We start from the raw sequence: 12,463 nt of genomic DNA, 5'->3' as shown, positions 1-12,463 counted from the left end.
ATGCTCAGAACGGCGGGATTAAGATTGTTGACCTCCCTGCTCGTCATCTTCGGCTCTCTAGTGCTCGTATTCTCCATCGTCTACGTGCTGCCCGGAGATCCGATTCGTTCGATCGTCGACCCGACGACCGTGTCCGAGGAGACGCTTGCCAGCCTGCGCGCCGAACTGGGCCTCGATCGCCCGTTCTACGCGCGGTTCGCGGACTATATCGGCAGCATGCTAAGGGGAGACTTCGGCAAGTCGCTGCTGAACGACGAGCCGGTTCTTCCGAAAATCCTCAAGCATCTTCCGGCGACGCTCGCGCTGACCGCGGCCAGCAGTCTGTTCGCAGCCATGGTCGGCATCTGGCTGGGCGTGCTGTCAGCGATTCACCGCGACCGGTGGATCGACAGCGCGGCGAGGGTGATCGGCTTGTTCGGCATATCGATGCCGACATTCTGGTCGGGCATTCTGCTCATTCTGATCTTCTCGATTACGCTCGGCTGGTTTCCCGCGATGGGGTCCGACGGCTGGAAGACGCTGGTGCTCCCCGCCATCGGACTCGGGATCGTCGGAGCCGGATACGTCGTCAGGCTCGTGCGCAACAGCATGCTGGAAGTCATCAACGAGCAGTTCGTGCTCACGCTGCGCGCGAAGGGCGTGTCCGAACGGCTGGTCATGTACAGGCACGCCCTTCGCAACGCGCTCATTCCCGCATTGACGATGATCGGCGTGCTCAGCGGGGAGCTGCTCGCCGGAACCGTCGTTATCGAGACGGTATTCGCGCGTCAGGGCATCGGCCGGATTATTTCGGATGCGCTGATGGCCAAGGACATTCCCGTCGTTCAGGGAGTGATCTTTTTCTCCGCGGTCATGTACGTCCTGATCAACCTGCTCGTGGATCTGTCCTATCGCGTGATCGATCCCCGGGTCAGAAGGCTGCAATAAGAGAGAGGAGCGTTCCGGATGGAAGATACCGTAGCGGTCAAATCCCCCGCCTGGCGAGAGAGCCGGGCGGCAAGCGAGAGAGTTCGCATCCGATCGGGAATCCGCTTTTCCGCCTTGCTCGTATACGGAGCCGGGCTGGTCATTTTTTTTATTGTGCTGTGCGCGCTCTTCCCCGGACAGATCGCGCCGTATTCGCCGACGCTGATGAACGTGGACGCGATTATACAGTCGCCCAGTCTCGCGCATCCGTTCGGCACCGATTATTACGGCCGCGACGTCTTCAGCGTCGTCGTGCACGGAACGAGGGACTCGCTGCTGATCGGCATCGCCTCCGTGCTGGTCGGAGGGCTGATCGGAGCGGCTATCGGAGCGATCGCAGGTTTTCTGGGAGGCGTCATCGACACGATCATCATGGGTTTGATCGAGGTTATGATGACGATCCCCGGCATTCTGTTCGCCCTGGCGGTCGCGGCGGCGATGGGACCGAGTCTGTTCAACATCGTGCTGGCCGTCGCCTTGTCGGCGGTTCCCGGCTATGCCCGCGTCTTCCGCAGTCAGATCATCAGCATCAAGGGCAGGCCGTTCATCGCGGCCGCCCGATCCGTCGGAGCCGGACGCGTGCGGATATTCGCCCGTCACGTGCTGCCTAACGCTTGGGCGCCGCTGCTCGTCATGGCGACGATCGGTCTGGGCACCTCCATTCTGGTCGGCTCGGGGCTCAGCTTTCTCGGTCTGGGCGTCATTAAGGAAATTCCCGACTGGGGGACGCTGCTCTCGCAAGGAAGAGGCTACTTGACGGTGGCCTGGTGGATGTCGACGTTCCCCGGACTGGCGATTACGCTGCTGGTGCTGTCGGTCAACCTGCTCGGCGACAAGCTTCGGGATCGGCTCGATCCGAAGAAGAATCGAATCTAGGAGGCTCGCCGCATGAAGCAATTGCTCGATATTCGAAATCTGACCGTTAAATTCGCGACTCCAAACGGGTGGCTGACCGCGATCTCCGACGTGTCGCTGGGCATCCGTCCGGGCGAAACGGTATGCCTGGTCGGCGAGTCGGGCAGCGGCAAGACGATTACGTCCAAATCGGTTATGCGCCTGATCGACTACGAGAACGGGGTCATCGCGGACGGACGGATCGAATTGGACGGCATCGACATCGCCCAAGCTCCTCAGAAGCAGCTGCGCGGCTTGCGGGGCAAGAAGATGGCGATGGTGTTCCAGGAGCCGATGGCGGCCTTCGATCCCGTATTCACGATCGGCAGCCAGATCGTCGAGGTCATTGTCGCGCATAAGCTGGGGAACAAGGCTCAGGCGCGGGAGCGCGCCGTTCATCTGCTTGGCAGAGTCGGCATTCCCGAACCGGAGCTGCGCATGAAGCAGTATCCGGGCGAACTGTCCGGAGGCATGCTGCAGCGCGCGATGATCGCGATGGCGCTCGCCTGCGGACCGGATCTGCTGATCGCCGACGAGCCGACGACCGCGCTGGACATGACGATTCAAGCGCAGATTCTGCAGCTGCTCCAGGAGCTTAAGGCCGAATTCAACATGGCGATTCTGCTGATTACGCACGACATGGGCATCGCCGCCGAGATGGCCGACCGCATCGTCGTCATGTACGCGGGGCGTGTGGCGGAGGAAGCGACGGCGCGGCAACTGTTCGAAAAGCCCCATCATCCGTACACGCAGGGGCTGCTTCGTTCCGTGACGACGCTGGACAGCGAGCGAGGGGCCAAGCTGTACGCCATCGAGGGAAGCATCCCCAATCTTGCCGAGCTTCCGGGGGGCTGCCGCTTCCATCCGCGCTGCCCGTACGCGACGGCGCGGTGCACGCAAGATGATCCTCCGCTCGCCGAAGTGAACGGGCGCCGGGTCGCATGCTGGCATGCAGAGTCTCTCGCGGAGTCGGAAGGCCCGGTCGCCGCGGCCGTAGAAGTGCGGGAGAGGGCCGATTCGAACGAGTCGGCCAAGTCCGGGGATACGTTAATTGAGGTCAAGTCGCTGCGCAAATACTATCCTTTGAAGAAGGGGACGCTGTTCGGGCGTTCCGCGGCCATTCGCGCGGTGGACGACGTCAGCTTCCATATTCGCAGAGGAGAGACGTTCGGTCTCGTCGGGGAATCGGGCAGCGGCAAGTCGACGCTGGGCCGGCTCATCCTGCAGCTGGAGCGGGCGACTTCGGGAGAGGTGATCTTCGCGGGAAGCAGCTTGCGGGAGCTCGGAGAGAAGGAGCTTCGCGAATCGCGCAAGGACATGCAGATGATCTTTCAGGACCCGTACGGTTCCATGAATCCGCGATGGAAGGTCGGCGACATTATCGCCGAACCGCTCTCCATTCACACGACGATGACCGCGGCGGAGAAACGGGAAAGAGTGGGCGAGCTTCTGCGGCAGGTCGGTCTGGACCCCCAGTGGAGCGAGCGATACCCCCACGAATTTTCGGGCGGGCAGCGGCAGCGAATCGGCATCGCCCGCGCGATCGCCCTTCGGCCTTCCTTCGTCCTGGCGGACGAGGCGGTGTCGGCGCTTGACGTATCGGTCCAGGCGCAGATCGTGAATCTGATGCAGGAGCTCAAGACGAATCTGGGACTCACGTTTCTGTTCATCGCCCACGGCCTTCATGTCGTACGGCATATTTCGGATCGGATCGGGGTGATGTACCTCGGCAAGCTGGTCGAGATCGCGGACAGCGAGGAGCTGTTCCTTCGGCCCGCTCATCCGTATACGAGAGCGCTCATCGCGTCCATCCCGTGGCCCGATCCCGGGCGCAGACGCGGATCCGCTTCGCTCGGCGGGGAGATTCCTTCTCCGGCGAATCCGCCTTCGGGCTGCCGCTTCCATACCCGCTGTCCCGCCGCGACCTCCCGATGCAAGGAGGAGCAGCCCGAATTGGGCGAGATTCGCCCGGGGCATTGGGCGGCGTGCCACTATCCGTTGTAAGGTCCGACTCAGGGACGGGAAGGAGGAGAACGACTTGGGGAGATTGTCCGGCAAAACGGCGCTAATCGTCGGCGCGGCTCATCCGGAAGGAGCGGCCGTCGCCAGTTTGTTCGCTTGGGAGGGAGCCAAGGTGGCTCTGACGCACGACGGTCAGCCGGGGGTGGCGGAGCTTGCCGAAGAGATCCGCGGTTTCGGCGGGGAAGCGGTCGTCGTCCCTCTGGATGACGCCGCGTCTTCGTCCGCGTGGAAGAGCGCGGTAGAGGAAGCCGCAAAGGCGTTCTCCTCCATTCATATTCTGGTCTATGTCGCGGGCGGATATCGGGAACATGATCGTGAGCGGTCTCTGGAGACCGAGACGCTCGCTTCCTGGGAACGGGTGCTGCGAACGTGGACGTCGTCCGCGTATCTCGGTATCCGATCGGCCGCGCCGGCGCTGCGCCGGGAAGGCGGGGCCGTCGTGAACGTTGTGTCGTCGTCCGCCGTCTCTCCGCAGGCGGGCAGCTCGGTCGCGGCGTCGGAGGGAGCGATCCGGATTCTGTCCAAGAGCGCGGCCATCGAGCATGCGAAGGACGGCATTCGCGTCAATGCGGTCGTCGTGGGCAATCTGTACGCGGATTACGACAAGGATGTTCCGGCCGGGAGGCGGGGCACGGCTAGAGACGTGGCGCATGCGGTGCTGTACCTGGCGTCCGACGAATCGGCCTACGTGAACGGCAGCGAGCTGATCGTCGACGGCGGCAGCTCGGCGAGGTCTCGGAAGGATATCGTTACGAGAAGACAGGCGGGAGAGGGAGCACTTGGGCAGACTTGACGGGAAAGTTGCGCTGATTACTGGCGCGGCGCGAGGCATGGGCGCGCGCGAGGCGGAGCTGTTCGCCGCGGAAGGCGCGAAGACGGTCGTAACGGACATGCGCTATGAGCTGGCGGAGGAAGTCGCGGAGCGCATACGGCGCGGCGGCGGAGAGGCGATCGCGCTCCGTCACGACGTCAGCTCGGAGCAGGACTGGATTCGGGTCGTCTCGGCATCGGTCGAACGGTTCGGGGCTTTGCATATTCTTGTCAACAACGCCGCGATCGCGGCGAGCTCTCCCGAGGTGGCCGGCCTGGATGCGGAAGAGACGTGGGATCGCATTCTGTCGGTCAACCTGACGGGGGCTTTCCTCGGCGTTAAGCACGCGGTTCCCGAACTGCGCAGGGCCGGGGGAGGATCGATCGTCAACATCTCCTCCGTCGCCGGCATCAAGTCGTTGGGAGGCCCGTCGAGCGCCTACTCGGCGGCCAAGGGCGCGCTGAGAAGCTTCTCGAAGGGCGCCGCCGTCGAGCTGGCTCCCGACCGTATCCGCGTCAATTCGGTACACCCCGGCCTGATCGAGACGCCGCTTGTTCAAGCTGCCGCCGACCGGGAGAGGGACCGCTACCTGTCTGTCATCCCGCTCAACCGGCTCGGCAGTCCGGAGGACGTCGCGTACGGCGTGCTGTACTTGGCGTCCGACGAATCGTCCTACGTGACGGGAACCGAACTGGTCATTGACGGCGGTTTGCTGGCTTATTGACAGTTGCCAAGCTTGTCGGTCACGGATGAAGCGGGGGCAGCTCCGCTTCGATTTGATCCGCGACCAAGGTGTAAAACTCCGGAAGGCCGGGAGCGGAAGAGGGGAACTCCTCGAAAGCCCGGACGTACAAGCCCGCTTTCCCGACTGCCGTGACGATGTCTCCGACCGTCCAGCCTCGCGTCATCACCTTGCCCAGGCCGCCGCGTTCCTCTTCGGGCAGCAGTTGAATGAACGCCACGTCCCCTTCATGGAACCTTTTATCGAAGTAGTCGGAGGGCGTCTGGCCCTCTCGCCAACTTTTCCATATGCGGGCAAAAGGGTGGAAATCGGTCAGAAGCAGCCGTCCCTTGGGCGCCAATCTTCGGCGAACCGTCGAGAAGATCGGATCGAGCTCCGCAAAATAATGCAAAATGCCGAACTCCATCAGCACGATGTCGTATTGCCCCAGCTTCTCTTCTTCCGGAATATTCGTCGCATCGGCGCAAATGTAGTCGATCCGCACTCCCGCCGCCTCGGCTGTCCGCATCGCGTACAGACGATTCTCCTCCGAGATGTCCACGACGGTCACGTCCGCTCCCATCAGCGCAAGAGAGACCGCCTTCCGGCCGTTCGAGCCGAGAAGGTTGAGCGCGCGTTTGCCGGCCGGCTCGCCGATGTACTTCAACCAGTAACGTAGAAGATGCCGATGCGTTCGCTTCAATTCCTCCGCGAGATTTTCCGGCGTTCCGTGCGCCTCCACCCAGGCTTGATACGCTTTCGTTTCCCATGCCGTCTTATTGGCTGCGGACTGCTCTTTTTGCATGAACGGCCTCCTTTTTTTCGCTGGCTTGGAGCTGTGTCTTCCCTATTTCTTTTGCGAAGCGGTCTGGCTTATGTATTCTAATGTAAGAACGCATTTTTCCGTGGACGGTTGCGGAACAGATTTGATATCGTGGAAGAATGAATAACAATTAAAAAGAGACCTGGACGGCGGGGAGCGGTAACGATGGAAATCAGAGTGGACGACTTGACGGGCGGCGAGGTGCGGGAGCTCATTCGGCAGCATCTGGCGTCGATGGCGGAAGGGTCTCCGCCGGAAAGCGTGCATGCCTTGGATCTGACCGGGCTGAAACGGCCCGACGTCACGTTCTGGAGCGTATGGGATCAGGGCGAATTGATGGGCTGCGGGGCGCTGAAGGAACTGGACCCGCTGCACGGAGAGATCAAATCGATGCGTACGGCTTCGGCCCATCTGAGGAAGGGCGTCGCCAGGCGCATGCTTCAGCATATCGTGGACGAAGCCGTAAATCGCGGCTATCGGCGGTTAAGCCTGGAGACGGGATCGATGGATTCGTTCATACCGGCCAGAACCTTGTACGAGAGCTTCGGCTTTCGCTGCTGCGAGCCGTTCGCCGACTACGCAGAGGACCCTTACAGCGCGTTCATGACCTTTGAGTTGGAGCAGGAAGGGCGAGCGGTGTAGACCGGGGAAACGGGAGGGAGACGAGGGAACATGAGAAGCGAACGCGAAATGATGGCCATGTTCTTGGACTGCGCGCGCGAGTACGAGCAGATCCGCGCCGTTACGCTGGAGGGCTCGCGGACGAATCCGAACGCCCCCAGAGATGTTTTCCAGGACTACGACATCAGCTATCACGTCACGGACATGGCTCTCTTTATCGACGATCCGTCCTGGATCGACCGGTTCGGGGAGCGCATCATCCTGCAGACGCCGGAAGACATGGCCCTGTTTCCTTCCGAATTGGGGAAGCGCTTTTCCTACTTAATGATTTTTACGGACGGCAACAAGGCGGATCTTACCCTGATTCCGCTGGACGAGGCGGAGGAATACCGCAAGGAAGACAAGCTGATGCAGGTGCTGCTCGACAAGGACGGCGTATTCCCGGGCGTTCCGCCTTCGAGCGACGAGGATCACTGGGTCAAGCGCCCGTCGGCGGAGTTTTTCGCGGACTGCTGCAACGAATTTTGGATGGTGTCTACGTATGTCGCCAAAGGGCTGTGGAGAAAGGAAATTTTGTTTGCTCTGGAGCACTTGAATTCGATCATGAGGCCGATGCTGCTGAAGCTGATCGAATGGCGCGTCGGATTCGAGACGGGCTTCTCGGTCAGCATCGGCAAATGCGGAAAGTACTTGGAAAGGTACATGACGGAGCAAGACTGGCGGAAGCTGACGGCGACCTACCCGGGCGGCGCATACGAAGAGGCGTGGGAGGCGCTGTTCGTCATGGCGGAGCTGTTCCGCTCGACCGCCGAGGAGGTTGCGGGAAGACTGAATTGCGAATATGCTCGGGAAGAGGACGAAAGGGTTACGGCGTACTTATTGCGCGTAAGGGCATGGGCGAACGAGGCCGAGGACGGCCGAGGCGTCAGTCGGTAATGTTTCTCGTGTAATATTCGATGATGTCCTTGCGCCTGATCAGTCCCAGGAACACGCGAGCGTCGTCGACGACGGGAACGAAGTTCTGGTCGGCAGCCAGCGTCAGCATGTCTTCCATATGGGCGTTTATCGCTACGCACTCGTTGTAGATCCGTTTCTTGATCTCTGCGACCGGAATCTCGTCCATATTGTCGAAGTTCAGTCCGGGCGTGCATTTCAGCTTCCAGAGCAGATCTCCTTCGGACAGGGTGCCGATATATTTGCCTTTCGTATCTATGACGGGCACGGCGGAGTACTGGGAAGCTTCCAGCAGCTCCAGCGCTTCCTTCATGGACTCCGCGGTCGTTAAATACGCGACTTTTTCTTTGGGCAGCAAAAACGATCGGATTTCCATCGGGTTCGTTCCTCCTTCTCGGGTCGTTGTCGGGCTACAGTACTATTAAAACATATTTGGGCTCCGAGGTCTCCCCCGTCCGGGAGCAATGGGGATTAATCATTGACAGCAAAAAATGATAATGATAATCTTTATCAATATAAAGAGTCGGCTTGCAGAATGCGAGTTACTGCAAAATTCACTAGACTGGGGAAGACCTAACGTGGCAGTAAAAAGCAAACAATCCAAAGAGCCCGGGCTGTCGTCCGCGGCTCCAGATGCGCTGGAATCCGTCGGGCCGGCGAGCGCGGCCGAAGCGGTCAAGCAAATTCATTCGCGTCCGAATGTCGCTATTCTGATCATTCTGGGCGGCATCGTCGCGCTAATCTTGGGCATCGGCGTGTCGGTGACGTTCGGAGCGAGAGATATCCGTTTCGTAGAGGTATGGTTGGCTGTTTTCCAATACAATCCGGACTTGACCGATCACCAGGTCATTCAGGAGCTGCGTTTGCCGAGGGTGCTTGGATGCGTGCTCGTAGGCAGCAGCTTCGCGGTAGCGGGCGCGATTCTGCAAGGGATGATGCGCAATCCGCTGGCCGATTCGGGTCTGCTGGGATTAAACTCGGGAGCGGGCTTCGCTCTCGCGGTTTGTTTTGCCTTTTTTCCGGGCCTGTCTTATTCGTACCTCGTTCTGGTCTGTTTTATCGGCGCGGCGTTAAGCGCCATGTTCGTATTCGCGCTCGGATCGATTGCCAAGGGCGGACTGACGCCGGTTCGTCTCGTGCTCGCGGGCGCCGCGTTGTCCGCGCTGCTGACCGCGTTAAGCGAAGGCATAGCGCTCTATTTCCGGATCGGTCAGGATCTGGCGTTCTGGTATGCCGGAGGCGTAGCCGGAACGAGATGGATTCACTTGAAAGTCATGGCTCCGTGGATCGCGTTGGCCATCGCCGGAGCGATCGCCTTGTCGAGATCGATCACGCTGCTCAGCCTCGGCGAAGACGTGGCGAAAGGGCTCGGCCTTCGTTCGGGCTTTACCAAGTTCATGGGAACGGTTATCGTCATCGTGCTCGCGGGCTCGGCCGTATCCGCCGTCGGAGCGGTCTCGTTCGTGGGCTTGCTCGTGCCTCACTTCGCGCGCAAGCTGGTCGGCGTGGATTACCGGTGGATCATACCGACTTCGGCCGTGCTCGGGGCAGTGCTCGTCGTGCTGGCCGACTTGGCCGCGAGAACGGTGCGTCCGGGCTTCGAGACGCCGATCGGCGCGCTGATCGCGCTTATCGGGGTGCCCTTCTTCCTCTATCTTGCGAATAAGGAAAGGAGGGAGCTGTAGGGATGGGCGAATACATAAGGTTGAAATCTCCCGAGGAGCTCGCCAAGCGCAAGCGCAACATTATCGTTCTCGTTATTCTGTCCGCTGCCATTATTCTGGCATTCATGGCCAGTATGAATACCGGATTTATCCGCTTGTCCCCTATGGATTTGGTAAGAACGCTGTTCGGCGAAGGAACGGCGCAGCAAAACTTGATTCTGTACGAATTCCGGCTGCCCCGGATCGTCATCTCCATTCTGATCGGCGCCGGTCTCGCGTTGTCCGGCTGCGTCCTTCAGTCGATCTCGCGCAACGCCTTGGCGGATGCGGGCATTATCGGCATCAACTCCGGCGCCGGATTCATGATTCTGATGTACGTCGCCTTCTTCCCGACGATCACGGTAGCTTCCGCTTTCGTGCTGCCGGTGCTCGCTTGGGTCGGAGGCGGAGTGGCGGCTCTGCTCGTCTTCACCATGTCGTATCGCAGACACAGGGGATTGTCGTCGAACCGGCTCATTCTGAACGGCATCGCGCTCAATTCGGGCATCTCGGCCGCTACGATCGTGATTACGCTAAGAATCAGTCCGGAGCAATACCAGTTCGTGGCTACCTGGATGGCAGGCAGCATATGGGGCAAGGATTGGAAGTTCGTCTGGGCGCTGCTTCCTTTCATCTGCATATTGTTGCCTTACGTCTATCTGAAATCCCAGACCGTGAACGTGCTGTCTTTGGGAGATTCGCTGGCGAAAAATCTGGGCGCGGCCGTGAGCCGGGAACAGCTGCTGCTGCTGGGGGCCGCTGTCGGCTTGGCGGGCTCGTGCGTGGCGGTCAGCGGAAGCATCGGCTTCGTCGGGCTGATCGCGCCCCATCTGGCCAAGCGGCTTGTCGGGCAGAGGTACCAGATCCTGCTGCCGACGACCGTGTTGACCGGCTCGCTGCTCGTCCTCGTGGCGGACACGCTGGGCAGATGGGTGTTCCAGCCGTCGGAAATTCCGACGGGCATCGTCGTCGCCGTCATCGGCGCTCCGTACTTCCTCTATCTGCTCGTGCGTTCCAAAGGGTAAGGTGCCGTATTCGTTGCAAAGGATGGCGTTCGAACCGGCATCGACATCGTGGCCGATCGGTTCGATGGCTTGTTAGTTGGTCCACTGCTTGAGTTGAGCGTACAAGCGGGCAACCCCACGGGAGAGGGGCCGGGCGAAGCAGCCCGCGCCTCTCTTTTGCCGCGTTGAGGAGAGCCTTCGCTCCGAGCCTTCGCTCCGAGCCTTCGCTCCGAGCCTTCGCTCCGAGGCTTCGCCTCTGTGCGGAGAATCGTCGGAGCTGGTTGGGCCTACGGTGGGACGCGGTGTTCTAGAGAATCGATTAACAGGACTCGAATGGGGCTCCGGAGGAGCGCGTTGTTCTAAAGAATCGATTAACGGGGCTCGAAGGGGCCTCCGGAGGAGCGCGTTGTTCTAGAGAATCGATTAACGGGACTCGAATGGGGTTCCGGAGGAGCGCGTTGTTCTAAAGAATCGATTAACGGGGCTCGAAGGGGCCTCCGGAGGAGCGCGTTGCTCTAGAGAATCGATTAACAGGACTCGAATGGGACACGCCGGGGCTCAGCGTTCTGGCAGACCGTTTGCATGAGCTTCTTCGACCGAATCGGATGCCTAAACGGAGGAATTTACTCCGAGAGATCTAGGGCGTGTATGCAAACCCGCTCAGAGGCAACTATCACCGCCTTTTCGCCCCCTGCTTCGTCACTTTTGCTTGACGTACCTCCGGTACGCCTTCACAAAAGTTCCTTGCATGGAACGAAAATTCGGCAACATCTGCTATCCTCGGAGTATGCATACACGCCCTAGCAAGCCAGTTGTAGTCAATTGGTCAGCCGTAGTTTTTTTCGCGTAAACCCCCATTTGTGTGAAAAAGTTAATCCTGCGCGCCCCCGGTGTTGTGATATATTTTTACAGTAGCAAGAAAACGCTAACGATACATTTTGTACCTTCGGGAGGTTCTCATGCTCCATAGAAGCAAGCAAATTCGGGCGATCCTGCTCCTGTCGCTCTCCGCTCTGCTCCTGCTTGGCATCGGATTGCCGTCGGCGGCGGCTGCGGACGAAGACAACATTACGGTCAAGGTCGACGGGAAGACGGTCAAATTGGCCGAACCGGCGCAAATCCTCGGAGGCAGGCTGTTCCTGCCGATCGCGAGCGTGACCGGATTGCTGAACGCGACAGCCGAATGGGATTCGGAGAACGAAGCGGTGACGATCCATACCGCATACAAAGACAAGATTGTGTTGACCAACGGCGTGCCCGTCGTCTACTTCAACGATTCGCGCTACGTGATGGACGCTGCGCCGTTCTTCTTGGACGGCCGAATCTATATTCCGGTGCGCTACGTTGCCGAGCTGCTGCACGCGAAGATCAAGTGGGACCCGGAAGCGTTGCTGGCCGAGATCGAATCGGTTGAACCGGCGGTCGTAGCGGAAGATTACGGATTGCAGGAAATCGCCGAGGCGCATGGCGTCAGCAAGGCCGTGCTGCTCAAGCGCAACGGGTTGGATAAAGCCGAGGCCGTGGAGGCAGGAACGAAGCTCCAGGTCGTCGTGCCTTCGATTTTCGATAACGAAGCGAAGCCGTTCACCGAGGAAGATTACCGTCTGCTGGCCAAGCTGGTGCAAGTCGAAGTCGGCTACGAGTCGTACGAGGCGCATCTGGCGGTTGCGAACGTCGTGCTTAACCGCGTGGCGGATTCGCGCTTTCCCAATTCGATTCGCGACGTCATCTACTCGGGCAAACAGTTTCCGCCCGCGCACAACGGCCTGCTCGACAAGAGCAAGCCGAACGCGACTGTCCTGCGCGCAACCAAAGACGCGCTAAACGGGAAGAACAACGTGAAGGACGCCGTCTATTTCTATAACCCGAGAGTGACCAAGGGGGCGTTCTGGTCCGGTCTGGAGACGATCGCGACGATCGGCAGCCACCGGTACGCCAAATAAT

At 60.1% G+C, this 12,463-nt stretch carries 12 protein-coding genes; 10 read left to right on the top strand and 2 right to left on the bottom strand.

What is annotated here, in order from left to right; genetic code table 11:
* From B0G52_RS11620 to B0G52_RS11600, 5 genes are read left to right on the top strand one after another with little or no spacing between them, the layout of a single operon-like run.
* On the top strand, positions 1-927 hold the full coding sequence (locus tag B0G52_RS11620) for an ABC transporter permease (protein ID WP_094044344.1): 927 nt from the start codon (positions 1-3) through the stop codon (positions 925-927).
* A gap of 18 nt (positions 928-945) precedes the next feature.
* The gene (locus tag B0G52_RS11615) at positions 946-1,842 is read left to right on the top strand and encodes an ABC transporter permease (RefSeq protein ID WP_094044342.1); all 897 of its coding nucleotides are present in this window, start codon (positions 946-948) and stop codon (positions 1,840-1,842) included.
* Between the two features lie 12 nt (positions 1,843-1,854).
* The gene (locus B0G52_RS11610) at positions 1,855-3,864 is read left to right on the top strand and encodes an ABC transporter ATP-binding protein (protein ID WP_094044340.1); all 2,010 of its coding nucleotides are present in this window, start codon (positions 1,855-1,857) and stop codon (positions 3,862-3,864) included.
* A 34-nt stretch (positions 3,865-3,898) separates the two neighbouring features.
* Positions 3,899-4,675: an SDR family NAD(P)-dependent oxidoreductase gene (locus tag B0G52_RS11605; protein ID WP_158223669.1), complete on the top strand. Its 777-nt coding sequence runs from the start codon at positions 3,899-3,901 to the stop codon at positions 4,673-4,675.
* Positions 4,662-5,417 (top strand): SDR family NAD(P)-dependent oxidoreductase, encoded by a 756-nt coding sequence (locus tag B0G52_RS11600; protein WP_094044336.1) that lies wholly within the window; start codon positions 4,662-4,664, stop codon positions 5,415-5,417. Before B0G52_RS11605 ends, B0G52_RS11600 begins: the two co-directional genes overlap by 14 nt.
* Positions 5,418-5,436: 19 nt before the next feature.
* On the opposite strand, the gene B0G52_RS11595 is transcribed toward B0G52_RS11600, so the two are convergent.
* Positions 5,437-6,219, bottom strand: coding sequence for a class I SAM-dependent methyltransferase (locus B0G52_RS11595; protein ID WP_094044334.1), 783 nt, complete (start codon positions 6,217-6,219; stop codon positions 5,437-5,439).
* 183 nt (positions 6,220-6,402) lie between these two features.
* On the opposite strand from B0G52_RS11595, the gene B0G52_RS11590 reads away from it, so the two are divergent.
* Positions 6,403-6,879 (top strand): GNAT family N-acetyltransferase, encoded by a 477-nt coding sequence (locus B0G52_RS11590; RefSeq protein WP_094044332.1) that lies wholly within the window; start codon positions 6,403-6,405, stop codon positions 6,877-6,879.
* A 30-nt stretch (positions 6,880-6,909) separates the two neighbouring features.
* Complete coding sequence (locus B0G52_RS11585; protein WP_094044330.1) at positions 6,910-7,794, top strand: aminoglycoside 6-adenylyltransferase; 885 nt, start codon at positions 6,910-6,912, stop codon at positions 7,792-7,794.
* Here B0G52_RS11585 and B0G52_RS11580 read toward each other — a convergent pair.
* Positions 7,784-8,188 (bottom strand): CBS domain-containing protein, encoded by a 405-nt coding sequence (locus tag B0G52_RS11580; RefSeq protein ID WP_094044328.1) that lies wholly within the window; start codon positions 8,186-8,188, stop codon positions 7,784-7,786. The genes B0G52_RS11585 and B0G52_RS11580 overlap by 11 nt on opposite strands.
* A 262-nt stretch (positions 8,189-8,450) precedes the next feature.
* Here B0G52_RS11580 and B0G52_RS11575 point away from each other — a divergent pair, with 262 nt between their 5' ends.
* The 3 genes from B0G52_RS11575 to B0G52_RS11565 all read left to right on the top strand — a co-directional run bounded on the left by B0G52_RS11575 (position 8,451) and on the right by B0G52_RS11565 (position 12,462).
* On the top strand, positions 8,451-9,497 hold the full coding sequence (locus tag B0G52_RS11575; protein WP_233162618.1) for a FecCD family ABC transporter permease: 1,047 nt from the start codon (positions 8,451-8,453) through the stop codon (positions 9,495-9,497).
* A gap of 2 nt (positions 9,498-9,499) precedes the next feature.
* A complete protein-coding gene (locus B0G52_RS11570) occupies positions 9,500-10,540 on the top strand; it encodes a FecCD family ABC transporter permease (protein WP_094044324.1) in 1,041 nt (346 codons plus the stop codon).
* 938 nt (positions 10,541-11,478) lie between these two features.
* Positions 11,479-12,462 (top strand): cell wall hydrolase, encoded by a 984-nt coding sequence (locus B0G52_RS11565; RefSeq protein ID WP_094044322.1) that lies wholly within the window; start codon positions 11,479-11,481, stop codon positions 12,460-12,462.
* The last annotated feature ends 1 nt before the right edge of the window (position 12,463 follow it).

Origin of the sequence: Cohnella sp. SGD-V74 (assembly GCF_003001675.1) — a bacterium.
In the GTDB taxonomy this organism is placed as follows: domain Bacteria; phylum Bacillota; class Bacilli; order Paenibacillales; family Paenibacillaceae; genus Cohnella.
This window is presented reverse-complemented; position numbering and strand designations above follow the sequence as displayed.